At 64.2% G+C, this 23,456-nt stretch carries 28 protein-coding genes; 21 read left to right on the forward strand and 7 right to left on the reverse strand.

The features are described 5' to 3' along the window. Positions 1–3 precede the first annotated feature (3 nt). From accD to HOY34_RS09455, 5 genes are all read right to left on the reverse strand, one after another. Positions 4–942 (reverse strand): acetyl-CoA carboxylase, carboxyltransferase subunit beta, encoded by a 939-nt coding sequence (accD, locus tag HOY34_RS09435; protein WP_172362122.1) that lies wholly within the window; start codon positions 940–942, stop codon positions 4–6. Between the two features lie 245 nt (positions 943–1,187). Next, entirely contained in the window at positions 1,188–1,784 is a 597-nt protein-coding gene (gene recR, locus HOY34_RS09440; protein WP_436645195.1) for a recombination mediator RecR, read from the reverse strand. Positions 1,785–1,809: 25 nt separating this feature from the next. Next, complete coding sequence (locus HOY34_RS09445) at positions 1,810–2,163, reverse strand: YbaB/EbfC family nucleoid-associated protein (RefSeq protein WP_172362126.1); 354 nt, start codon at positions 2,161–2,163, stop codon at positions 1,810–1,812. A 91-nt stretch (positions 2,164–2,254) separates the two neighbouring features. Then, entirely contained in the window at positions 2,255–4,024 is a 1,770-nt protein-coding gene (locus HOY34_RS09450; RefSeq protein ID WP_172362127.1) for a DNA polymerase III subunit gamma/tau, read from the reverse strand. A gap of 121 nt (positions 4,025–4,145) precedes the next feature. Then, the gene (locus HOY34_RS09455) at positions 4,146–5,114 is read right to left on the reverse strand and encodes an L-threonylcarbamoyladenylate synthase (RefSeq protein WP_172362129.1); all 969 of its coding nucleotides are present in this window, start codon (positions 5,112–5,114) and stop codon (positions 4,146–4,148) included. Positions 5,115–5,350: 236 nt separating this feature from the next. Here HOY34_RS09455 and HOY34_RS09460 point away from each other — a divergent pair, with 236 nt between their 5' ends. Continuing rightward, positions 5,351–7,069: an acyl-CoA dehydrogenase family protein gene (locus HOY34_RS09460; protein ID WP_172362132.1), complete on the forward strand. Its 1,719-nt coding sequence runs from the start codon at positions 5,351–5,353 to the stop codon at positions 7,067–7,069. A 127-nt stretch (positions 7,070–7,196) separates the two neighbouring features. Here HOY34_RS09460 and HOY34_RS09465 read toward each other — a convergent pair whose 3' ends face one another. Then, entirely contained in the window at positions 7,197–7,853 is a 657-nt protein-coding gene (locus HOY34_RS09465) for a GntR family transcriptional regulator (protein WP_172362436.1), read from the reverse strand. A 33-nt stretch (positions 7,854–7,886) separates the two neighbouring features. Further along, positions 7,887–8,579 carry a M48 family metallopeptidase gene (locus HOY34_RS09470; RefSeq protein WP_172362133.1) on the reverse strand — a complete coding sequence of 231 codons (693 nt, stop codon included), beginning with the start codon at positions 8,577–8,579 and terminating at the stop codon, positions 7,887–7,889. 217 nt (positions 8,580–8,796) lie between these two features. Here HOY34_RS09470 and HOY34_RS09475 point away from each other — a divergent pair, with 217 nt between their 5' ends. The 20 genes from HOY34_RS09475 to rpmE all read left to right on the forward strand — a co-directional run bounded on the left by HOY34_RS09475 (position 8,797) and on the right by rpmE (position 23,285). Beyond that, the gene (locus HOY34_RS09475; protein WP_172362135.1) at positions 8,797–9,132 is read left to right on the forward strand and encodes a TIGR02300 family protein; all 336 of its coding nucleotides are present in this window, start codon (positions 8,797–8,799) and stop codon (positions 9,130–9,132) included. A 200-nt stretch (positions 9,133–9,332) separates the two neighbouring features. Then, the gene (locus HOY34_RS09480; protein ID WP_172362137.1) at positions 9,333–9,530 is read left to right on the forward strand and encodes a 4-oxalocrotonate tautomerase; all 198 of its coding nucleotides are present in this window, start codon (positions 9,333–9,335) and stop codon (positions 9,528–9,530) included. 238 nt (positions 9,531–9,768) lie between these two features. After that, complete coding sequence (locus tag HOY34_RS09485) at positions 9,769–10,557, forward strand: ABC transporter ATP-binding protein (RefSeq protein WP_172362139.1); 789 nt, start codon at positions 9,769–9,771, stop codon at positions 10,555–10,557. A gap of 25 nt (positions 10,558–10,582) precedes the next feature. Continuing rightward, positions 10,583–11,359 carry a transporter substrate-binding domain-containing protein gene (locus HOY34_RS09490; protein WP_436645196.1) on the forward strand — a complete coding sequence of 259 codons (777 nt, stop codon included), beginning with the start codon at positions 10,583–10,585 and terminating at the stop codon, positions 11,357–11,359. Positions 11,360–11,382: 23 nt separating this feature from the next. Continuing rightward, complete coding sequence (locus tag HOY34_RS09495) at positions 11,383–12,108, forward strand: ABC transporter permease (RefSeq protein ID WP_172362142.1); 726 nt, start codon at positions 11,383–11,385, stop codon at positions 12,106–12,108. Beyond that, on the forward strand, positions 12,108–12,878 hold the full coding sequence (locus HOY34_RS09500) for an ABC transporter permease (protein ID WP_253944364.1): 771 nt from the start codon (positions 12,108–12,110) through the stop codon (positions 12,876–12,878). The genes HOY34_RS09495 and HOY34_RS09500 overlap by 1 nt, the downstream gene beginning before the upstream one ends. An 86-nt stretch (positions 12,879–12,964) precedes the next feature. After that, positions 12,965–13,867 (forward strand): acetylglutamate kinase, encoded by a 903-nt coding sequence (gene argB, locus HOY34_RS09505; protein WP_172362146.1) that lies wholly within the window; start codon positions 12,965–12,967, stop codon positions 13,865–13,867. 111 nt (positions 13,868–13,978) lie between these two features. After that, positions 13,979–14,626 carry a ferredoxin gene (locus HOY34_RS09510; RefSeq protein WP_253944354.1) on the forward strand — a complete coding sequence of 216 codons (648 nt, stop codon included), beginning with the start codon at positions 13,979–13,981 and terminating at the stop codon, positions 14,624–14,626. After that, positions 14,623–15,126, forward strand: a complete 504-nt coding sequence (locus HOY34_RS09515; protein WP_172362150.1) for a SixA phosphatase family protein — start codon at positions 14,623–14,625, stop codon at positions 15,124–15,126. The genes HOY34_RS09510 and HOY34_RS09515 overlap by 4 nt, the downstream gene beginning before the upstream one ends. Before the next feature lie 268 nt (positions 15,127–15,394). Then, complete coding sequence (gene ffh / locus HOY34_RS09520; protein ID WP_172362152.1) at positions 15,395–16,930, forward strand: signal recognition particle protein; 1,536 nt, start codon at positions 15,395–15,397, stop codon at positions 16,928–16,930. Then, entirely contained in the window at positions 16,927–17,493 is a 567-nt protein-coding gene (locus tag HOY34_RS09525) for a demethoxyubiquinone hydroxylase family protein (protein WP_172362153.1), read from the forward strand. Before ffh ends, HOY34_RS09525 begins: the two co-directional genes overlap by 4 nt. Continuing rightward, a complete protein-coding gene (locus tag HOY34_RS09530; RefSeq protein ID WP_172362155.1) occupies positions 17,490–18,008 on the forward strand; it encodes a GNAT family N-acetyltransferase in 519 nt (172 codons plus the stop codon). The genes HOY34_RS09525 and HOY34_RS09530 overlap by 4 nt, the downstream gene beginning before the upstream one ends. Next, positions 18,005–18,538 (forward strand): GNAT family N-acetyltransferase, encoded by a 534-nt coding sequence (locus HOY34_RS09535; RefSeq protein ID WP_172362157.1) that lies wholly within the window; start codon positions 18,005–18,007, stop codon positions 18,536–18,538. Before HOY34_RS09530 ends, HOY34_RS09535 begins: the two co-directional genes overlap by 4 nt. After that, the gene (locus tag HOY34_RS09540; protein WP_172362159.1) at positions 18,535–18,831 is read left to right on the forward strand and encodes a chorismate mutase; all 297 of its coding nucleotides are present in this window, start codon (positions 18,535–18,537) and stop codon (positions 18,829–18,831) included. The genes HOY34_RS09535 and HOY34_RS09540 overlap by 4 nt, the downstream gene beginning before the upstream one ends. Before the next feature lie 44 nt (positions 18,832–18,875). Then, a complete protein-coding gene (gene rpsP / locus HOY34_RS09545; protein ID WP_172362161.1) occupies positions 18,876–19,235 on the forward strand; it encodes a 30S ribosomal protein S16 in 360 nt (119 codons plus the stop codon). A gap of 74 nt (positions 19,236–19,309) precedes the next feature. Beyond that, entirely contained in the window at positions 19,310–19,816 is a 507-nt protein-coding gene (gene rimM, locus HOY34_RS09550; RefSeq protein WP_172362163.1) for a ribosome maturation factor RimM, read from the forward strand. 557 nt (positions 19,817–20,373) lie between these two features. Beyond that, a complete protein-coding gene (locus tag HOY34_RS09555; protein ID WP_172362166.1) occupies positions 20,374–21,363 on the forward strand; it encodes a hypothetical protein in 990 nt (329 codons plus the stop codon). Between the two features lie 178 nt (positions 21,364–21,541). After that, positions 21,542–22,393, forward strand: a complete 852-nt coding sequence (trmD, locus tag HOY34_RS09560) for a tRNA (guanosine(37)-N1)-methyltransferase TrmD (protein ID WP_172362168.1) — start codon at positions 21,542–21,544, stop codon at positions 22,391–22,393. A 284-nt stretch (positions 22,394–22,677) separates the two neighbouring features. Then, positions 22,678–23,052: a 50S ribosomal protein L19 gene (gene rplS, locus HOY34_RS09565; RefSeq protein ID WP_172362170.1), complete on the forward strand. Its 375-nt coding sequence runs from the start codon at positions 22,678–22,680 to the stop codon at positions 23,050–23,052. 11 nt (positions 23,053–23,063) lie between these two features. After that, a complete protein-coding gene (rpmE, locus tag HOY34_RS09570; protein WP_172362172.1) occupies positions 23,064–23,285 on the forward strand; it encodes a 50S ribosomal protein L31 in 222 nt (73 codons plus the stop codon). Positions 23,286–23,456 lie beyond the last annotated feature (171 nt).

Here is a 23,456-nt window from a genome sequence, read left to right on the forward strand (position 1 = left end):
GGGTCAGGGTTTCGGGGTCGCAGGTGCCGCCTCAGCCGCAGGCTCGGGCTGGGTGCTGGCTTCGGGGGCCGCCAGATCTGCGCGAATCGCCGGGGGCTGCAGGGTCAGCATGCGCAGGATGGTGATCAGCTCTTCGCGCATCGCCTTGCGATGGGTCACACGGTCCAGCATGCCGTGGTCCAGCAGATATTCGGCGCGCTGGAAGCCCTCGGGCAGCTTTTCGCGGATGGTTTGCTCGATCACGCGGGGGCCCGCGAAACAGATCAGCGCATTGGGTTCCGCAATCTGCACATCGCCCAGCATCGCATAAGAGGCCGTCACGCCGCCGGTGGTCGGATGGGTCAGCACGACGATATAGGGCAGGCCCGCTTCTTTCAGCATCTGGATGGCCACCGTGGTGCGCGGCATCTGCATCAGGGCAAGGATCCCCTCCTGCATCCGTGCGCCACCTGCTGCCGAAAAGACCACGAAGGGCTTTTTCATCGCAACCGCCCGCTCGGCGCCGGCGATGAAGGCATTGCCGACATACATCGAAAGCGAGCCGCCGATAAAGGCAAAGTCCTGGGCGGCGGCAACGATGGGCGTGCGCCCGATCTCGCCTTCGGCGACCAGCATCGCCTCTTTCTCGCCGGTGGCCTTCTGCGCGGCTTTCAGGCGGTCGGGGTATTTCTTCTGATCACGGAAGTGCAGCGGATCGGCGATCGGCTCGGGTACTTTCACCTCGGTGAAGATGCCGCCGTCAAACAGCGCGCCAAAGCGATCACGCGGGCTGATCGCCATATGGTGATCGCAGTTCGAGCAGACGTTGAGATTGGCCTCAAGCTCGCGGTGGAACAGCATCGTTCCGCATTCCGGGCATTTGGTCCACAGATTTTCGGGCACCTCGCGCCGCGAGAAGAGCGAGTTGATCTTCGGGCGGACGTAATTGGTGATCCAGTTCATATGCAGGCCTTTCCACCGGAGAGCTTCGGGGATCTGAGAGTTGGCCCCCGAGATAAGGCTAGCGGGGACAAATTGCAATGCAAAGGCCTGTTGGTGATCTTCGAAAGAGGGGGCCAGCCCCCTCGCGGCTGCGCCGCTCACCCCCGGGATATTTAGGGACAGATGAAATCTGCCTGCGATCGCTTTTCATCTGTCTCTAAATATCCCCGCCGGAGGCTTCCAAAACCGGCAAGGCGCGGCAGCGCTTACAATCTTCGCCTTGCCCGCAAAGCGGCCCCCAGTGTGCCATCGTCGAGATGGTCCAGCTCGCCGCCAATCGGCACCCCCTGTGCAAGGGTGCTGATTTGTGCCTCGCTCGTCACCAGCGCATCGGCAATATAATGCGCGGTCGTCTGCGCATCGACCGTGGCGCTCAGCGCCATGATGACTTCACGGATGCCCTCAGCCTCAACCCGCGCGACCAGCCGCGGGATGCCCAGCTCATCCGGTCCCAGCCCGTCCAGTGCCGAAAGAGTGCCGCCCAGCACATGATAACGGCCGCGAAAAATTTGCGCGCGCTCCAGTGCCCATAGATCGGCGACATCCTCGACCACGCATAGCTCGCCGTTCGCTCGCCCCGGATCCTGGCAGATCGGGCATGTGTCGGCAGTCGAGATATTGCCGCAGATCTGGCAATCCCGCGCGTTCAGCGCCACCTCTGCCAGCGACTGTGCCAGGGGGGCCATCACCTGGGCGCGGCGCTTCAGCATCGCCAGCACCGCACGCCGGGCCGAACGCGGGCCGAGGCCCGGCAGCCGCGACATCAGCCGGATCAGCGTCTCGATCCCGGTATCGTCAGGAATATGCGCGGCCACGGTCGGTCCTGGATCAGAAGGGCAGTTTCATATCGGCGGGCAGGCCCAGCGATTCGGTCAGGCGGCGCATCTCATCTGCGGATTTCGCTGCAGCCTTCGACTGGGCGTCGCGGATTGCGGCAAGGATCAGATCCTCGATCACCTCTTTCTCAGAGGGAACCAGGATCGAGGGGTCAATGTCCAGCCCCGTCACATCACCCTTGCAGGTGGCCCGGGCCTTGACCAGCCCCGCACCGCTTTCGCCGATCACCACCGAATTGGCGAGGCCCTCCTGCAGCTCGGCCATTTTCGTCTGCATATCCTGGGCGGCTTTCATCATTTTGGCCATATCGCCGAGCCCGCCCAGACCACCAAGTCCTTTGAACATCCGATTGTTCCCTTTGCATTTTGCCCCTGGGGTCATGGCCCGGGCCTGTCCTTAATCCTGGGTGCCTGCTGCCATAGCTGCAGCAGGGATGTTATTCCTCAAAGGGATCCCAATCCTCATCCGAGCCAATATCGGCCTCTGGAAGTGCCTCAAGTGCGGCCTCGGCCAACGCGTCAGCGGGGTTGCGGATGTCTTTGATCTCGGCCTTTGGGAAGGCGGCAAGCACCGCTTTGACCAGCGGGCTTTGCATTGCGCCCGCCTCATTTTCGCGCCGTTCCGCATCACGGATCTCGGCCAGGGTGGGCGCACCACCCGTGCTGACAACCGAAACCCCCCAGCGGCTGCGCGTCCAGCCCTGCAGGCGCTGTGACAGCCGCGCTGCCAGATCCTTAGAGGCGCCGGGCGCTGGCTCAAATTCAATCCGACCAGGGGCGTAATGCACAAGGCGCAGGTAGTTCTCGACCTCGACCAAAAGCTGCATATCACGCTTTTCGCGGATCAGCGCGACGATCTGCTCAAACGAGGTGTAAACAATCTCAGGTGCGCCATGCAGCGCCGGGGCCGCCGCCGACATCACCGCCCCATGGGCCGGGCCACGGGTCATCGGGGCCATGCGGATCGCGCCATGCATCGCGCCGCCGCCAGCAGGGGCACCACCTGCAACGCCGCCACCACCACCACCCGAGGGCGGGCGCGGCCCGTCATTCAGGCGGCGCATCAGCGTCGCGGGATCGGGCAGTTCGGCGACATGGGTCAGACGGATGATCGCCATCTCAGCCGCCATCATCGCATTCGGGGCCTGTCCGACCTCTTCAAGCGCTTTCAACAGCATCTGCCACATGCGGGTCAGCGCCCGCATCGGCAGCTCTGTCGCCATTTCCAGCCCGCGCACCCGCTCATCCGGGGAGACGGTCGGGTCTTCGGCGGTCTCAGGCGTGACCTTGATCACAGAGATCCAATGGGTGATCTCGGCCAAATCGCGCAGGACCGCCATGGGATCGGCCCCTTCGGCATATTGTCCGGCCAGTTCCGAGAGAGCTTCAGCCGCCTGGCCCTTCATCACCATATTGAAAAGATCCAGCGTGCGGCCCCGGTCGGCCAGGCCCAGCATGGTGCGCACGGCCGGCGCGGTGGTCTCGCCCTGACCATGGCTGATCGCCTGATCGAGGATCGAGGTCGCATCGCGGGCCGAGCCCTCTGCGGCGCGGGTGATCAGCGCCAGCGCATCATCCGAGATCTCTGCGCCCTCGGCCGAGGCGATCCGGCGCAACAGTGCCATCATCACCTCAGGCTCGATCCGGCGCAGGTCAAACCGCTGGCAACGCGACAGAACGGTGACGGGAACCTTGCGGATCTCTGTGGTGGCGAAGATGAACTTCACATGGGCAGGCGGCTCTTCCAGCGTCTTCAACAGCGCGTTGAAGGCGTTCACCGACAGCATATGCACTTCGTCGATGATATAGATCTTATAGCGTGCCGAGGCCGCCCGGTAATGAACCGAGTCGATGATCTCGCGGATATCGCCGACGCCGGTATTAGAGGCGGCGTCCATTTCCATCACATCGACATGGCGGCCCTCTGAGATGGCGACGCAATGCTCGCATTTGCCGCAGGGCTCGGTCGTCGGGCCGCCCTTTCCGTCAAGGCCAATGCAGTTCAGTCCTTTGGCGATGATGCGGGCGGTGGTGGTTTTTCCGGTGCCCCGGATCCCCGTCATCACAAAGGCCTGGGCGATGCGCCCGGCGGCGAAGGCGTTTTTCAGGGTGCGGACCATCGCCTCCTGGCCGACGAGATCGGCAAAGGTTTCGGGGCGGTACTTGCGGGCGAGAACCTTATAGGCCTGCGGTGTGCTTTCGGTCATCTGGCCTCCTGCGGGTCAGCTGTAATCTAAGGGGCCGGTCCGGCTTCGGCAACCGGGTGCGGTTGGCGTCGGAATTCGATACGAATTCCGATCCGGTTTCTTGCAAGAAACCGGCGCCCGGTTACACACGCGGCGCGGCGGCCCGGCGCAGGCGATCATTGATCGCGCGGCCCAGCCCATGTTCCGGGATGGGGGCAAAGGCGATGCGTCCACCCGGTCCGGCCAATGCATCGGCCTCGCGCATAATGTGAAACAGTCTTGCCGCGGCCTCAGTCAGGTCGCCGGTGGGGGACAGGCTCAGATCACCCCTGAGCGGGCCGAAGCCGACCAGCACCTCGCCTGCCGTTGCGGATAAAGCATCGAGGCGGACCAGCGCATCGGGGGCGTAATGCGACCCAAGCTGCCCCGGTGCATTGGGGCGCTGCGGGTCTGCATTGCCCGGACCTGCGATTTCAGCCCCGATTGCGGCCTCAAGCACCTCCAGGGGTAGCCCGCCAGCGCGCAACAATTCGGGGCGGTTTCCGCCATCCGCCGCAAAGCCGAGTATGGTCGATTCCACCCCAACCTGGCATGGGCCGCCGTCCAGAACAGCCTCGATCCGCCCTGTAAGGCCTGCCATGACATGCTCTGCCGTGGTCGGAGAGATCCGCCCCGAAGGGTTGGCCGAGGGCCCCGCCAGCGGTCCGCCAAATTCGGCCAGCAAGGCGCGTGCCACCGGATGTGCGGGCACCCTCACCGCAAGGGTGTTCAGCCCTGCGGTTGCCAGCGACGATATCCCGGCCCCCTCACGCAAAGGCAGCACCAGGGTCAGCGGGCCTGGCCAGAAGCGTTCGGCCAGCATCTGTGCTGCGGGCGGCATCCCGACATAGCGCATGACCGAATCAACGTCAGGCAGATGCGCGATCAGCGGGTTGAAAACCGGCCTTCCCTTGGCCGCAAAGATCCGCGCAACACTGTCGTCGCGCCGCGCATCCCCGCCAAGCCCATAGACCGTCTCACTGGGGAAGGCGACCAGGGCTCCATCTTGCAACAGGGCTGCCGCCCGACTGATGCCAGCCTGGCTTGCGGGCAAGAGTTCCGTTTCGGCCATGGGTCTGTGCATCATGGATCCCGGCATTCGGTCGCTCCGGTGCGAGTTCTGTTTGCGCCGGGCCTGTCCTGGCGCGGCCTTCAGCTTGCGACAAAGCCGCAGCCTGCTACTATCCGCGCATATTGGACCCCGAACGATCAGACAAGTCTGATACTGCATCCCGTTGTCCCCCCCGTCCCAACCCGCAGTCGTGGCCCGCGCGGCCACTGCCGGGGGCCTGGCCCGAGGTTTCACCGATGTCACATGCCCGCACCCTTGCCAAAGATCAGCGTTTTATTCTGGATCACCTGGTTGATTTCGACGCGGTGACCCATTCCGGGCGCTTTGCGGGGGCGGATGCTGCGTTGGTTGATGCCATCCTTGAGGGGGCGGCCCGGCTTTGTGATGAGGTGGTGGCCCCGGTCAATCGCGCCGGTGATCTGACCCCGGCCCGGCTGGAGGGCGGCAGGGTTCGCGCCTCACCCGGCTATGCGGCCGCCTATCGGGAGATTGCCGCGGGCGGCTGGGTTGGGCTTGCGGCACCGCAGGCCTATGGTGGCATGGGGCTGCCTTTCACGCTGGCCACCTGCGTCAATGAGATGCTGGCGGGGGCCTGTGTCTCTTTGCAGCTGAAGCCCTTGCTCAGCCAGGGCCAGATCGAGGCGCTGGACCACCACGCCTCTGACGCGCTGAAGACGCTTTATCTGCCAAAGCTGATCTCGGGCGAGTGGTCGGGGACGATGAACCTGACAGAGCCGCAGGCGGGCTCGGATGTGGGGGCGCTGCAGTGCCGGGCGGTGCCCGACGGCAAGGGTGAACAGGACGGGCAGGGGGGCTGGTTGGTTTCCGGGCAGAAGATCTTCATCACCTGGGGCGATTCGGATCTGGTCAGCAACGTCTGCCACCTGGTGCTGGCGCGGCTGCCCGATGCCGTGCCGGGGGTGAAGGGGATCTCGCTTTTCCTTGTGCCGAAATTCCTGCCCGATGCGGCGGGAAATCCCGGCGCGGCCAACAGCCTGCATGTGGTCAGTCTGGAACATAAGCTGGGCCTGCATGGAAGCCCCACCTGCGTGATGCAGTTTGACGCCGCAAAGGGCTGGCTGGTCGGCGCGGCTGGCCAGGGGATGGCGGCGATGTTTACCATGATGAACAACGCCCGCCTTGGCATCGGGATGCAGGGCGTCGGCCTGGGCGAGGCGGCTTTGCAAAAGGCCACCCGCTTCGCGCAAGACCGCGTCCAGGGCCGCACGCCCGATGGCAGCGCGGGGATCATCGGCCATGCCGATGTGAGGCGGATGCTGGCCGAGGCGCGGGCCGGGTTATTCGCGGCAAGGGCAATTGGGCTTAGATGTGCGGCGGCGATTGATATGGCGGCCGCGACGAAAGATCCGGCCTGGGCTGCCCGTGCGGCCCTGCTGACGCCGATCGCCAAGGCCTTTGGCACCGATACCGGGATCAGCGTTGCCGATATCTGCCTGCAGGTGCATGGCGGCATGGGCTATATCGAGGAAACCGGGGCGGCCCAATATCTGCGCGATGCCAGGATCACCGCGATCTATGAGGGCACCAATGGCATCCAGGCCATGGATCTGGTTGGCCGCAAACTCGCCGATAACGGCGAGGCGGCGCTGGCGCTGATCACGGAAATCGGCCACCGGGCCGCAGTTGCGATGGCCGATCAGCCAGAGCTGGCAGCGGCACTGACCGGGGCGGCGCTGGCGCTGGAGGATGCGACAAAGCGGCTGCTTCTTATGCCGCTGAACGCGCGTTTTGCAGGCGCGGTGTCCTATCTGCGGGCCTTTGCGCTGGTGTTGGGGGGCGACGCGCATCTGCGGGCCGGGCAGGCCGACCCGGCGCGGCTGCCGCTGGCGCGGGTGATGATCAACCGGCTTTTGTCCGCGCATCAGGGCCTGCTTGCGGCGGCGCTGGCGGGGGCGGAAGGGCTATACGAGGTTTCCGCCGATATGCTGGGCTGACCCGCAGGCCCGGGCGGGGCGCCCCCCCCCGGAGAGGTGTCGCGGGGAGGCGTCACGAGGAGGCGTCGCGGAAAGGCGTCGCGGGCGACATCGGGGGCGTCGTCGTTTTTCCGGATCGAAAACCGCCTCAGCCCGCCAGGTGGCGCAGCCCCTGGGTCACATCGGTCCTGACCGCAAGGCGCAGGCCTGGCTCATCACCTGCCTTCAGCGCGGAAAGGATCATGCGGTGATAGGGCGGGGCCTCACGCCTGCGCAGTCGGGCATAGAGGGCCCGCATCGTTGGCCCCAGCTGCAGCCAGACGGTTTCACACATTGCCAGCATCGCGGGGGCCTGGGCGCGCAGATAAAGCGTGCGGTGAAATTCCAGATTGGTGCGCACATAGGCCACCGCATCCTGACGGCTGACGGCCTCGGCATTGGCGGCATTGATCGCCGCCAGCCGCTCGATCAGCGCGAAATGGGCGCGGGGCAGGGCGCGGGCGGCCAGTTCCGGCTCCAGCATGGCGCGGATCGCAGCCAGTTCCTCGATGCGTTCGGGCGTCAGCTCGGGCGTCGAGACCCGCCCGGATGAAGACAGCGTCAGCGCCCCCTCGGCCACCAGACGGCGCAGCGCCTCGCGTGCGGGGGTCATCGAGACACCGAAATCCTTCGCCAGCCCGCGCAGGGTAAGAGACTGGCCCGGCGCCAGCTCTCCATGCATCACCTGCTGGCGCAGGATGCGGTAAAGGCGCTCATGCGCGGCGGCATTGGGGTCTGGCGGGCGCGGCCCGGCGGGAATGATCATAGGGGGCATCGGAACACTGCGATTGAGCGGCGGTCAACGGGTGAAAGCATAGCGGTGCAGGCTTTGGCCCTGGTTTTTCAGCCAGTCACGCTCGGTCTTCCAGCCGGGGCGGATGCGGGTTACCACCGCCCAGAAATCGGCGGAATGGTTCATCTCGACCAGATGCGCCACCTCATGGGCGGCCACATAATCCAGCACCGGGCGCGGCGCCATTGCCAGCCGCCAGGAATACATCAGCGTGCCATCATGGCTGCACGATCCCCAACGCGAGCGCGTATCGCGCAGCACAAGCCTGGAATAGCTGCGCCCGACCAGGTCTGCATAATGGCTGGACGAGGCCGCCAGCCGGTCACGGGCCAGCGCCTTCAGCCAGGCGGCAATCTTTGCACCCGCCTGATCGGGATGGCCGGGCACCAGCAGCTGATCGCCCTCGACGCGGATGCTGCGCCCCTCGGAGGGGGTGATTCGCAGCATCTGGCCCAGCACCGGGATCTCTGTGTCATGGGTCACTTCATGACGCTTTGCCTGGGGCATCGAGGCCAGCACATTCCTGAGCCAGCCCTCCTGATCCGACAGAAAAACCATCGCGTCACGCTCTTTGGCGCGGGGGGGCAAAGTCAGGGTCACCTTGCCGTCAAGCCGCGAAACCCGCAGGGAAAACCGCTTTGCGCGGGCGGATCTTCGCATCTGGATCTCTACCGGAGGCGGTCCGGGCAGCACGGGCATTGCGGGGTCCTGACTGGTGTCGTGATCGGGCGTTTAAAGGGGGCAACCGGATGGCCGCCCGGGTGATAGCGTATAAATGCTGCCACAGGCCTTGATTCCGCGTCACAGAAAGCGCATTTGACGGCCTTGTGAAAAGGCTTTGACAGCCGCCCCGGCCTATGGCAAGGGGCGACGTTCGTATTAGCCCGTCATCAGAGCGAAAGTGAAGGGACAACCCATGGCCAAGGAAGACTGGGGCACCAAGCGCCTGTGCCCGACAACCGGAAAACGGTTCTACGATCTGAACCGCACCCCGGTGGTCAGCCCCTATACCGGCGAGGTTGTGGATATTGAATCGGCCCGCCGCAAGCTGGCAGCCGCCGTCATCTCGCGCACCACGCCCGAGAAGGACGATGAGGTTCTGGTTGATGATCTCGAAGCCGAAGATGATCTGCTGGAAACGGCAGAAGGCGGCGACGATGATATCGATGATGATCTGCTGGAAGATGATGCAGATGACAATGTCTCGCTCGACGAGCTGGCAGATGTTGCCGGCAATGACGAGGAAGGCTGAAGCCTGACTGTCTGAGAGCTGAGACTGTCTGAAACCGATATTGGCCCGCCGCAATGGCGGGCCTTTTTCGTTTCGCGCTGGGGTCTGGCGATCTGCCGTCTGTGGTGGGTCTGGGGTTTTCGTCCCCCCTGGGGCGGCCAGGGTTTGCATCCCCGCAAAAACAGGCGAATGTTGCAGAAGTGTAATTTCGGAGCCTGAAAATGCCTATGATCCGTGTCGAAATGTTCGAAGGTCGCACTGTCGAGCAAAAGCGTGAATGCGCCCGCGCCCTGACCCGCGCCTTTGTTGAGACCTGCGGCGGCAATCCCGATGCGATCCAGATCGTCTTTACTGATGTCGCCAAAGAGAACTGGGCCTTTGGGGGGCGGCTTGGCTCTGACCCCAAGCCGGAGGCCTGACCCCAAGCCGGAGGCCTGATCCTGATCCCCTGCCGCAACGGCTGGCGCATATCTTCCCCGGACAGGTGCCAAAGGAACAGGCAGCGCCTGTGCACAAAATCCGGGCAATGGCGCATAAAGTGATCGCCGTGCTTGACGGCTGCGGTGATCGCCGTCTCAATGGGCCTCGCAGTCCTGACAGGCCCCGATGCAGGTCGGCTGCGATGACGGCAAAGCAATGCGAGGGGTCCAGGAACAGATGTCCACCGCCAGCCAGGCAGTCCGCAATGAGGCCCGCCCCGAGGCGATCTGCGTTCAGAACCTGCATAAAAGTTTTGGCCAGCATGAAGTGCTTAAAGGTGTCTCGATCTCTGCCCGCGAGGGGGATGTGGTCACGCTGATCGGCGGCTCTGGCTCTGGCAAATCGACCCTGCTGCGCTGTGTGAACTTCCTTGAGACGCCCAGTTCCGGCCGCATCCTGATCGGCGGCGAAGAGGTGCGGTGCCGCCCGGACGGCACCCCCGCGGATCGCCGCCAGATTGAGCGGATCCGCCAGAGCCTCGGCATGGTTTTTCAGCAATTCAACCTCTGGACCCATAAAACGGTGCTGGAGAACCTGATCGAGGTTCCGGTTCAGGTGCTGGGAAAACCGCGTGATGAGGCCGTGGCTATGGCGCGAAAACTGCTGGACCGGGTCGGACTGAAGACCAAAGAAGACGCCTATCCGGCCTTTCTTTCCGGCGGCCAGCAACAGCGGGCCGCAATCGCGCGGGCCCTGTGTATGGAGCCGCGCGCGATGCTGTTTGACGAGCCGACCTCGGCGCTGGACCCGGAGCTGGTCGGCGAGGTTCTGGCGGTGATCCGCAGTCTGGCGGATGAGGGGCGCACCATGTTGCTGGTGACCCATGAGATGAAGTTCGCCCGCGAGGTCTCTGACCATATCGTCTATCTTTACAACGGGTTGATCGAAGAAGAGGGGCCACCGGACCAGCTGTTCGGCGCCCCGCAATCGGCCCGGCTGCAACAGTTTCTCAAATCGGTCTCATAAGAAGACCGTTCGACAAAACAGGGAGATAACCATGAAGAAAATCGCAATCGCCGCCGCGCTGGCACTGGGGCTGACGGGCATGGCGCAGGCCGAAACCGTTCGAGTCGGCATGGCGCCCGAACCCTATCCGCCCTTTGCCAGTGTCGATGCCTCGGGCAATTGGACTGGCTGGGAGATCGAGATCATGGAGGCGGTCTGCAAGGCATCAGAGCTGGAGTGTGTGATCACGCCCATCGCCTGGGACGGGCTGATCCCGGCTTTGACCGCAGGCCAGATCGACGCGATCATGAACTCGATGTCGATCAATGAAGAGCGCCAGAAAGTCATTGATTTCTCGAACAAATATTACAACACCCCCTCGGTGATCGTGGCGGCGAAAGATGCGGGCATCACCCCCGATGCCGAAGGGCTGAGCGGCAAGATCCTGGGCGTTCAGGTTTCGACCATCCATCAGGCCTATGTTGAAAAACATTTCGGCAGCACGGTTGCCGAGGTGAAGGCCTATCAGACCCAGGATGAGGCCAACCAGGACCTGGTCGCAGGCCGGATTGATGCGATCCAGGCCGACAGCACGGCGCTGGATGCCTTCCTTGCCTCGGCCGAGGGGCAGGCCTGCTGTGCCAGCATGGGTGCGGTTGCGAATGACCCGGCGGTGCTTGGCCTGGGCGTGGGCGTCGGTCTGCGCAAGGGCGACGACAAACTGAAAGAGGCCTTCAACACGGGCATCGAGGCCATTCGCGCCGATGGCACCTATGACGCGATCACCGCGAAATACTTCGCCTCGTCGATCTATGGTGAATAAGGCCTGAACGGAGACCGCCTCTGATGGAGAGCACTCTGGGCCTTCTGGCCCTCAGCCCCCCCGGTTGGGGGGGCACGCTGCTGGTGGGGCTTTGGGCCTCATTGCAGATCGCGGTCGGGGCCTTTGTGCTTGGGCTTTTGATCGGGCTGGCCGGGGCCTATGGCAAGATCTATGGCGGGCCGGTGCTGCGCGATTGCCTGGCGGTTTACACCACGCTGGTGCGGGCGCTGCCCGAGCTGGTGCTGATCCTGCTGCTGTATTTCGGGCTGACGGATCTGTTGAACCAGGTGCTGCTGGCGCTGGATTACGGGCGGATGCAGATCTCGGGCGTGGTCGCGGGGATCCTGGTTCTGGGCGTGGTCCAGGGCGCCTATGCGACCGAGATTCTGCGCGGCGCCATCCAGGCGGTGCCGCCGGGCCAGATCGAGGCCGCAAAGGCCATGGGCATGCCTGCCGCCAAAATCGCGCGGCGCATCACCATTCCGACCATGTTGGGGCTGGCGATTCCGGGTCTTTCCAACCTCTGGCTGATTGCGACCAAGGACACGGCGCTGCTGGCGATCGTGGGCTTCAGCGAGCTGACGCTGGCCACCCGTCAGGCCGCCAATACCACCAAGGCCTTCTTCACCTTTTTCCTGGCAGCGGGGGCGATTTATCTGGCCATTTCAATTCTTTCGACCTGGGGATTTGCGCGGCTGGAACGCTGGGCGCGGCGCGGTGATCCGCCCCGGGCGGCGGGGGGCAGATGATGCGCGTGATGTTGCAACCCCATCGGATCGTGATGCTCATGATTGCGCTGGCGCTGGTCGTCTGGATCGTGCTGGCCGGCAACTGGAGCTGGCTGCCGAAATACGCGCCCATGATCGGGCAGGGGATCTGGCGCACGGTCTGGCTGCTGGTGCTGTCGCTGGTGATCGGTTTTGCCCTGGCGGTGCCGCTGGGGCTGGCCCAGGCCTCTGGCCCCTGGTATCTGGCGCGTCCGGCGCAGGCCTTTTGCACGGTGATCCGTGGCACGCCGCTTTTGCTGCAGATCTGGCTGCTTTATTTCGGGCTGGGGGCGCTGTTCCCCTCGATTCCCTGGATCCGCGAAAGCGATCTTTGGCCCCTGTTGCGCCAGGCCTGGCCCTATGCGCTGGTCGCGCTGTCCCTGTCTTTCGCCGGCTATGAGGGCGAGGTGATGCGCGGTGCCTTCGCCTCGGTCCCGCGCGGTCAGCTGGAGGCGGCGCGGGCCATGGGCATGCCAAGGCGCAAGATCCTCAGCCGCATTTCTTTCCCGCTGGCCCTGCGCTCGGTTCTGCCGACGCTGGGCGGTGAGACGGTGCTGCAGCTGAAGGCGACGCCGCTGGTGGCCACGATCACCGTGGTTGAGATCTATGCCGTCACCAGCCGCGTGCGCCAGGACACGCTGATCATCTACGAGCCGCTTTTCCTGCTGGCGGCGGTCTATCTGGTGCTGGCAGGCATCATCGTGGCGCTGTTTCGCTGGTTTGAGGGGCGTCAGCCCCGCCGCCAGCCCTGACAGGCAGATCATGCCCGCAATCGCCCTGTTTTGCTTGGCAAAGCGGGGCGAAAGGCCTATGGGGCGATATCAACCCGGAGGCCCCCATGAAGCAGCAGACCCTGACCGTTCAAGACGCCCGGAATACCGCGAAAATGCTCTCGGAAGCGCTGCCCTATCTGCAGCGCTATGAAGACGCAGTGGTGGTGGTGAAATTCGGCGGCAATGCGATGGGCGATGATGGCGCGATGGCCGAGTTTGCCCGCGACATCGTGCTGATGAAACAGGTCGGTCTGCATCCGGTGGTGGTGCATGGCGGCGGGCCGATGATCAATGAGATGCTCTCGAAGCTGGGCATCAAGTCGGAATTCGTGCGCGGCAAGCGGGTGACCGACAAGGCCACGGTCGAAGTGGTCGAGATGATTCTTTCGGGGCTGGTGAACAAGCGTATCGTCCAGGCGATCATGGATGCGGGCGGGCGCGCTGTCGGCATCTCGGGCAAGGATGACGACCTGATGGTCTGTGAGGCCGACGACCCGGAACTGGGCTTTGTCGGCCGCCCGGTAGAGATGAATGTCCAGGTGCTGCGCGATCTTTATCTGGCGGGCATCATTCCGGTGGTCGCCCCGGTGGCGACGGGCATGAACGACAATGAAACCTTCAACGTGAATGGTGACACGGCGGCGGGCGCGATTGCGGGTGCTTTGCAAGCGGACCGGCTGCTTTTGCTGACCGATGTGGCGGGCGTGAAGGGGGCTGACGGTCAGGTGATGACCTCGCTTTCGCCTGACGAAATCCGGGCGCTGACGGCCGAGGGTGTGATCGCGGGCGGCATGATCCCCAAGACCGAGACCGCGCTGAAAGCCATTGATGAAGGCGTCCGCGCCGTGACGATCCTTGATGGCCGGATCCCCAATGCTGCCCTGCTGGAGCTGTTCACCGATCACGGTGCGGGCAGCCAGATCCGCTCGACCGAGCCCCGGGTAAAGCCGCGCGTGAAACGCGGCTGAGGCGTCGCTTCTGATTGGCACCGGCTGGGGTTGCGCGTTAAGCTGCCCCATCCATCGGGCGCTTTGCCCTTTGGGCGGGCGCTGGTGCAGAGGATGCCGCAGATCACATCTTTGACAGGCTTGCACGACCTGGAGGCGCGGCTTGCGCCGCATTTCCTGACGGTGCTTGGCGGCTTCAATCCGGATCCGGGTGAGGCCGGGATCTGGAAATTCGCGCAGACCCTGGTGCTGATCGGCCCGAAAGAGCCGGGTTATTGGCCGCATTTGACCGCACAGAAAGAATGGGATGGCAGGCCCGATCCGGTGGACCGCTGGTCGCGCCGGGTGATCGGGCGGCTGGCCTGCCAGATTGGCGGGAAAGCGCTTTTCCCCTTTGGCGGCCCGCCTTTTCATCCGTTTTACGCCTGGGCGCTGCGCTCGGGCCAGGTCTGGGACAGCCCGGTCCGGCTGCTGGTTCATGCCGGGCAGGGGCTGATGGTCAGCTTTCGCGGTGCATTGGCCCTGCGCGAACGCTTTGAGATCGCCCCCGCCACCAGGCCCTGCGACAGCTGTGCGGCCCCTTGCCTTCGCGCATGCCCGGCGGGGGTGCTGGGGCGCGCGGGCTATGATGTGCCCGGCTGCCACGCCTTTCTGGATCAGCCCGCGGGCGCCGATTGCCTGAATGCGGGTTGCATCACGCGCCGCGCTTGCCCGCTGTCCGCAGGTTATGCAAGACTGCCGGAACATTCCGGTTATCACATGAGCCAGTTCCACAAATGAAACGCCTGATCCTGACCCGCCACGCCAAATCCAGCTGGGACGACCCGACCATGGCGGATCACGATCGCCCCCTGAATGAGCGGGGCCAGGCGGCGGCAGCGGATCTGGGGCAATGGCTGGCCTCGCGCGGCTATCTGCCGGGGCAGGTGCTGTGCTCGGACGCCCTGCGCACATGGGAGACCTGGTCGGGCATCTCACGGGGGCTGCCCGAGGGTGCCACGTTAGAGCTGAAACCCGCTCTCTATCATGCAGGCCCCGATGTGATGCTGACGGTTCTGCGCAAGGCCACGGCTGATTGCGTGATGATGCTGGGCCACAATCCCGGCATCGCCGAATTTGCCCATCGTCTGGTGGCACGCACGCCGATCTCGTCGCAATTCACCCGCTATCCGACCGGGGCCACGCTGGTTGCCGACTTCGATGTCGAGACCTGGGCGCAGGCGGGCTTTGGCCAGGGCGTCACCGTCGACTTCATCGTGCCGCGCGAAATCGAGGCCTGAGCCGTCGCTTTGGGCCGGATTTTCGGCCCAAAACCCGCCTCTGACCTGCCGTTGACCCAAGGTTGACCCAAGGCTGACTTGACTCGGCCGCCCTGCAAGCGTATCGCAGAACCAATTCCCCGGAGGCAAAAGGCTTCCGGTCCCTTGGGCTATGCCCGGGATCGCCATCCGTCAGCGCGTTTGCGCCCACGGGTGCGAAACCGCATTGTCCCGACCTGCCGCCGCCCCATATCCAGGGGGCAAACCTGCCCACGCGAGGAGACCGCGCATGTTTGAAAGCCTTTCAGAACGCCTTGGTGGCGTCTTTGATCGCCTGACGAAACAGGGTGCTCTGACCGAGGCCGATGTTATCTCGGCGATGCGTGAGGTGCGGGTCGCGCTGCTTGAGGCCGATGTCTCGCTGCCGGTCGCGCGCGATTTCATCAAACGGGTGCAGGAAAAGGCGACCGGCTCGGCGGTGACGAAATCGATCACCCCCGGTCAGATGGTTGTTAAGTTCGTCCATGACGAGCTGGTGCGCACGCTGCAGGGTGAAGGCCCGGCGGATGCGCTGAAGATCGACAATTCGCCCGCGACGATCCTGATGGTCGGTCTGCAGGGCTCGGGCAAAACCACCACCACCGCCAAGCTGGCCAAGCGTCTGAAAGACCGCAACGGCAAGCGCGTGCTGCTGGCGTCTTTGGACACGCAGCGCCCCGCCGCGATGGAGCAGCTGGCGATTCTGGCGGGTCAGATCGGCGTCGACAGCCTGCCGATCGTCAAAGGCGAAAGCGCGGTGCAGATCGCCAAACGCGCCAAAACTCAGGCCAGCCTTGGCGGCTATGATGTGCTGTTCCTCGATACCGCAGGCCGTCTGCATATCGACGAAGTGCTGATGGATGAGGTCCAGGCCGTCCGCGACATCGCGCAGCCGCGCGAGGTTCTGCTGGTGGTCGATGGTCTGACCGGCCAGGACGCGGTCAATGTCGCCTCGGAATTTGATGGCAAGGTCGGCATTTCCGGCGTCGTGCTGACGCGGATGGATGGTGACGGGCGCGGCGGTGCGGCGCTTTCGATGCGGGCTGTCACTGGCAAGCCGATCCGCTTTGTCGGCCTTGGCGAGAAGATGGACGCCATCGAGGTCTTTGACGCCGAGCGCGTCGCGGGCCGCATCCTTGGCATGGGTGACATCGTTGCCCTGGTTGAACGCGCGCAGGAAACCTTTGAGGCCGAACAGGCCGAGCGGATGGCCAAGCGCTTCTCAAAAGGTCTGTTCAATATGAACGACCTGAAGATGCAACTGGATCAGATGCTGAAAATGGGCGGCATGCAGGGGCTGATGGGGATGCTTCCGGGCATGTCCAAACATCAGACGGCGGCGGCCGAGGCCGGGCTGAACGATTCCATGCTGAAGCGTCAGATCGCGCTGATCAATTCGATGACCAAACGCGAACGCGCCAATCCCGATATGCTGCAGGCCAGCCGCAAAAAGCGGATCGCCGCCGGGGCGGGGCTGGAAGTGGCAGAGCTGAACCGTCTGCTGAAACAGCACAAGCAGATGGCCGATATGATGAAGAAGATGGGCAAAGGCGGGATGATGAAAAACCTCATCCGCCAGTTCATGGGCAAAGGCGGCGCTATGCCCGACCCCTCGAAAATGTCGCCAGAGCAACTGGCTGAAATGGCCAAGGGCATGCAGCAGGGCGCAGGTGGCATGGGCGCAGGTGGGATGGGCGGATTGCCCGGGCTGGGAGGCCAGATGCCTGGCATGCCGCGCGGCGTGACGCTGCCTGCGGGCCTTTCGGGGATGATGCGCAAGAAATGACGCCTGCCGAGCGCCTCTCAGCGATCCGCATCGCCAGGGTCAATCACGCCGGTGAATACGGCGCGATCCGGATCTATGGTGCGCAGATTGCGATTTGCCGCCATATCTGGCCGGCACTGGGCGCAAAGCTGGCAGTGCTGAAGGCGCATGAGGTTGAGCATTGCGACCTCTTTTACACCGCGCTGCGCGAGCGTGGCGGGCGGCCCTGCCGCGCGATGTATCTGTGGAGCATGGGCGGCTGGCTTCTGGGCGCGGCCTCTACCCTGCTGGGGCCGAACCTGATCTGGGCCTGCACAGAGGCGGTCGAGGATACCGTGCACCACCATCTGACCGATCAGCTGGATTTTCTGAAAGACCGTGATCGCGCGCTGCATGATCTGATTGACAGCATCCGTGCCGAGGAAGAGGGCCATCTTGATCTGGCCCGCGCTGAAAAGACCCGTGACACCTGGGCCAGCCGTGGTTTTCAGGCGCTGGTGCGTCACAGCGTCAATCTGGTGATCTGGCTCTCCACCTGGGGCGAATCCTCGCGGATGCGCCGTGACCTGGGGGCCGCAGCATGAGCTTTGTGACCCTGACCTCGGATCGGCTGATCCTGCGCGCGCCCGAGGCGGGCGACCTTGCTGCCTTCACCGCTTTCGCGGGATCCGCGCGGACGCGCTATGTCGGCGCTGCAAAGACCCCGGCCCAGGCGGCTGAGAAATTCGCCAGCATGATCGGCCAGTGGCATCTGCGCGGCTATGGCCGCTTTACCATCACCGATCGCGCCAGCGGTGCGCCGCTGGGCCATGCCGGGCCGCTGCATTTCGATATGGATGCGCCGGTCGATCTGACCTGGTCGCTCTGGAGCGCCGAGGCTGAGGGGCGCGGCATCGCATCCGAGGCGGCGCGGCTGGTCCATGACTGGATGGCGGCGGATGGGCGTTTTGCCGGGGCCGTCACCTCGATCCACCGCGACAACCACGCGTCAAAGGCGGTTGCGCGGAAGATCGGCGGCGTCGAAAGCACCGCGCCATCGCCGCATCTGGCAGATGCGGTTCTGTGGCATTTCCCGCTGAAGGCGGAGGCTGCCGCATGATCGCGCTGACAGGCACCCCGGTTCTGACCACTCTGCGCCTGACGCTGCGGGCGCCGCAGGCCCGCGATCTGCCGGCCTTCACCGCCTATATGACCAGCCCCCGCGCGGCCTTCACCGGCGGCCCGACCAATGCGGCAGGCGCCTTTGAGACCTTTTCGATGGTGATCGGCCATTGGGCTTTGCGCGGTCACGGGCTTTTTGCGGTCACCCTTACGGATACGGGGGAAACCATCGGCCTGGCCGGGCACCTCAGCCCGCCCGCCTGGCCCGAGCCAGAGCTGGCCTGGAACCTCTGGGACGCCGCGCATGAGGGGTTCGGCTATGCCACCGAGGCGGCCTTTGCCGTCCGCGACCATGCCTTTGGCGCATTGGGCTGGACCACGGCGATCAGCATGATCGCGCGTGACAATCACCGTTCGATTGCGCTGGCCCGTCGCCTTGACGCGACCCCAGAGCGCGACGATGAGATTTTTGGCAAGCCGATGACGATCTGGCGCCACCCGCAGCCCGCCAGGGGAGAGAAGAAATGACCGATCCCACCGCCCGCGCCGCCGAACTGCTGAAAGAACACCGCGAGTCGATCGACCGGCTGGACGCGATCCTTGTCTATACGCTGGCCGAGAGGTTCAAGCACACCCAATCGGTTGGCCGGCTGAAAGCCGAGCACGACCTTCCCCCATCCGACCCCGCCCGCGAGGCGCGTCAGATCGAACGCCTGGAGCGTCTGGCCGAAGAGGCCAAACTCGACCCGGCATTCGCCAAGAAATTCCTGACCTTCATCATTTCCGAAGTCATCAGGCATCACGAGAAACTGCAGAAATAAGCGGGCCCCGCGCCCGCGTCCAAGCCATCTGAAGGAGAAAAACCATGGCTATGAAAATCCGTCTCGCCCGTGGCGGCTCGAAAAAGCGCCCGTTCTACGCAATCGTTGCATCCGACTCGCGCATGCCGCGCGACGGCCGTTTCATCGAGAAGCTGGGCACCTACAACCCGCTGCTGGCCAAAGACAATGAAACCCGCGTGGTTCTGAACGTCGAGCGCATCCAATACTGGCTGGGCCAGGGCGCACAGGCAACCGACCGCGTGCAGCGCTTCCTGGAAGCCGCTGGCCTGAAAGAGAAGAAAGTCCGCTCGAACCCGAAATCGGCTGTTCCGGGCAAAGCAATGACCGAGCGCGCCGCGAAGAAAGCTGCCCGTTCGGAAGCTCCGGCTGCTGCTGAAGAGTGATCTGAACTGCGCTGTCGGGGGCGGGTAATGTCTGCCCCCGACAGCCGCGCCTGAACCAGCGAACGGAGCGGGATATGTCGGAAGATCGGGTCTGTGTCGGCTCTGTCGCGGGGGCCTTTGGCGTTCGCGGAGAGGTGCGGCTTAAAAGCTTTTGCGCCGAGCCAACGGATATTGCCGCTTACGGCCCGCTGACCACGAAAGACGGCAGCCGCAGCTTTGCGGTGACGCTGACGCGCCCGGTGGCCGGTGGCATCGGGGCCCGCCTCTCTGGCGTGACGGATAAAGACGCAGCCGATGCGCTGCGCGGGACAGAACTTTATGTGGCCCGTGAGCGGTTGCCCAGGCTGCCCGATGATGAATTCTATTATGCCGATCTGATCGGCCTTGCGGTGCGTGACCCGGGTGGCACGGGGCTGGGCACGGTGATTGCGGTGCACAACCACGGTGCTGGCGATCTGATCGAGATCCGGCTGACCGGCAAAGCCTCGCCGCTTTTGCTGCCCTTCACCCGCGCAACCGTGCCGACCGTGGATCTGGCGGCGGGTCTGCTGATCGTTGACCTGCCCGAGGGGCTGGACTGACCTTTGCGAAGGGCCCTGTCGGGCCTTTTCGGGGCGATGCAGGCCGGGGCGGTCCAAGTCTGGGCGCTCCAGGGCCCGGCGGCTTATAGATCATGATCTGTGTCGATATGTCAGGGCGGGGCTTTTGCGCGCCCGCGCCCGCCCCATGCTGAGGATTGCAGGGCGGGTTCCTTGTTGATTTGCGGGAACATTGTTCTTTCCGCGGAAACAGCTGGCGGACAACCACAAGCCGTATTGCCCTTTCGGGCCGGACTGCAGGCGATTGGTGCCAGAACAGAGAGAATGCTTCCTCTATCGCTATGTTGCCGCAATCGCCAGGCGCCAACCCGCGCAAGAAACGGCGATTTCTGGCCCGCGCCACCGATGCGCCATTATTTTGCCATGGCTGGCCTCTCTTCTGGCTGCACCGTCTGCCGGTTGTTTGTGGTGGGCAGCGGTCGCAGGGCAAGCCTTGGCATTCCTGGGATCAGCGCGGATGGCGGCGGGGCTGAGGCCTCGTCCATATGTTAAACGGGTGCTGACAGGATGTTTGCGCCGGGCTTAAGGGGATGCGGGTCGTGAACCATCGCAAAAGTCTGCTTCAGGGGGCTACGGTTCAGCTTTACATGGGGCCTTTGCTGGCGGGCCTGGCCGGGTTCGGCCCCGCGCTTCTGCCGCCTTTCATTGCGATCTTCATGCTCTGGCTGGTTCTGTTGCGCCCGCACAGATGGCCGCAAAGCGGCGCTGAATGGCTGAAGCCGGATGCCTTGCTGCTGACGCTGACGCTGCTGGTGTCGCAGACGCTGTTTGTGGCGGTGCTGTTCGGGGTCGGGCGTGGGCTGGGTGGCGTTCTTGGCTACCTGCCGATTTTCCACCCGACGCTGCCGCTTTGCCTTTCCCTGCTGGCGCTGCCGCTGATGCGCCTGGTCTGGAGCCCGGAGCTGGCGCTGGAAAACGATGAGACGATTGATCAGGATCTGTGGGCAGCCGCCCAAAGCGGCGAGGCGCGGCCTGCGGTCTCGGCCCAGCTGGCGATGTCAGAGCTGTTTGCCCTGTCAGAGCGCGGCCGGGCTGATGCCGGGCAAATGCTGGATGCGCTGGACCATTATCTTGACACCGGCGATATCTGGTCGCGCCTTGCCGTGCTGGCGGCCAGCCTTGATACCAGCCCCGCGAATGAACATGTCGCGCTGCGCCGCGCGGTCATCCTGAAGTCGACCGATCCGCTGCCGCAATCACAATTCGCGGTCCCCGGAGAGATCCGCACCGCTTTTGCCGCGGCAGGCACCTCGGATGATCTGCTGGCGCTGCTGGCGCTGCGGGGCCGTGCCCTGCTGCAAAAGCAGCCCTCGGCCGCGCATTACTTCCCGCCCCGCGCCGTGGTGACAGATCTGGCCGCAAACAGCGCAGGCGGGACGGCGGCACTGGCATTGGCGGATCTGGCGGCAGAGCTGGCGAAACTGGTCCCGGAACCGCCCAACGCGGCGCAGAAAAATGCGGCCACCCGCCCCGCATCAGGGGCGGCATCGGGGCCACGCGGCTTCGCTGCGAAAACGACCTCGGCATAGGGTGCATGATACTGGCCGGGATACTGGCCGCGATGCTGGTCAGGCCGCGCAGGGGCAGGGCGCGCAGGGGCTGGGCCGCTGAAACGGCGCTCTATCCGCTGTCTCTTTGCAGGCGGGTTCTGAAAGGGGCCCGCTTTGTCCTCTTTCACCAGGGCGGGTTTGGCGCTAAATCGCAATCATGAATGATGATCCCCGGCCAGAGCCCCAGTCCCCGACAGTTGCAGAGCCTGCGGCCAGCCGCAGCCATGGCAGGCTTAAAATGCAGGTCGCGCTGAAGCCGCGCGACCTGATGGAAGAGCCGCGCGTGCTGCGCAATTCTTTCGAGGCCAGGATCGTGACCCTGTTCCCGGATGCCTTTCCGGGCACGCTTGGGCTGTCTCTGACCGGAAAAGCCCTGGATCAGGGGCTGTGGCGGCTGAACACCTATGACCTGCGCAACTACGGCGAGGGCAGGCATCGCAATGTCGATGACACACCGGCGGGCGGCGGGGCCGGCATGGTGCTGCGCGCCGATGTGACAGACCGCGCCCTGAGCGCCGCGATGGAAGGCGTCAGCGCCGGGCGGGCCGAGTGGCCGGTGGTCTATCTTTCGCCGCGCGGGCGGCCATTTGATCAGGCGACCGCGCGGCGGCTGGCGGCGGGGGCAGGGGTCACCATGCTTTGCGGGCGGTTCGAAGGGGTCGATCAGCGCCTGCTGGACCATTGGCAGATCGAAGAGATCAGCCTGGGCGATTTCGTCATGACCGGGGGCGAGATCGCGGCCCAGGCGGTTCTGGACGCGGTTTTGCGCCTGCGGCCCGGCGTGCTGGGCAATGCTGAATCTGCGGTCGAGGAAAGTTTCTCGGATGGTCTGCTGGAGCATCCGCAATATACCCGCCCCGCGATCTGGGAGGGGCGTGAAATCCCTGCCGTGCTGAGTTCAGGCAATCACCGCGAAATCGCCCGCTGGCGGCGTGCGGAATCGGAAAAGATTACCGAAGCCCGCCGCCCCGATCTCTGGCAGACCTTTTTGCAGCGTGAGGATCGCTGAGAGGGGGCAGGGCCTGCTGCGGCGCTTGACCGATTGCAGCCGCCAGCATATAGCCAGCGGGTCTGGGGGCGAAAGCCAGCCGGACCCGATTCCCTATGTCTGATCTAACCGCTTTCTTCGGCGGCAGCGGATACGGGGGGCGGTCTGCCGAAAGGCAAAGCCAACCGAACCGAACTCAGGCGGGCTTGTCGCAGCAATGCGGTGCAGGGACCCGGAAGAAGACCATGAGCGCTCGGCAAGGATCACCTCTGTGGAGTTAAACCACAGGCAAACGGAGAAATGCGATGAACCTGATCGCTCAGATCGAGGCAGAGCAAATTGCTGCCCTCGACAAGAAGATCCCTGATTTCAAAGCTGGCGACACCATTCGCGTCGGCTACAAAGTGACCGAAGGCAGCCGTTCGCGCGTGCAGGCCTATGAAGGCGTTTGCATCGCCCGCAAAGGCGGCGCGACGCTTGCAGCCTCGTTCACCGTCCGCAAGATTTCCTTCGGCGAAGGCGTCGAGCGCGTGTTCCCGCTCTATTCGACCAATGTCGACTCGATCGAAGTGGTTCGCCGCGGTAAAGTCCGTCGCGCCAAGCTGTATTACCTGCGCGCCCGTCGCGGTAAATCGGCCCGTATCGCCGAAGACAGCACCTATAAAGCCAAATCGGAATAAGGAGAGCCGAGATGAAAGAGGGCATTCACCCCGAATATCACTTCATCGAAGTGAAAATGACCGATGGCTCGACCTACCAGACCCGTTCGACCTGGGGCAAAGAGGGCGACACGCTGGCGCTCGACATCGACCCGCTGGCGCACCCGGCCTGGACCGGCCAGTCGGCCAAGCTGATGGACACCGGCGGCCGCGTGTCGAAGTTCAAAAACAAATATGCAGGCCTTGGTTTCTGAAACCACGCCCGCAGAGTTCAGAAAAGGCGCATCTTCGGATGCGCCTTTTTTTATTGCCTGAGGCCTGGCTGATGATCGCGGCCGCATCGTTTGCGCCGGGTTGCATTGGCCTGGGCGGGGATGATTCGCCACGTAAGAGAAACAGTCTGTCGCGCAGGTGATCCGCATGGC

The sequence above is a fragment of the Pseudogemmobacter hezensis genome (assembly GCF_013155295.1).
GTDB lineage: Bacteria > Pseudomonadota > Alphaproteobacteria > Rhodobacterales > Rhodobacteraceae > Pseudogemmobacter > Pseudogemmobacter hezensis.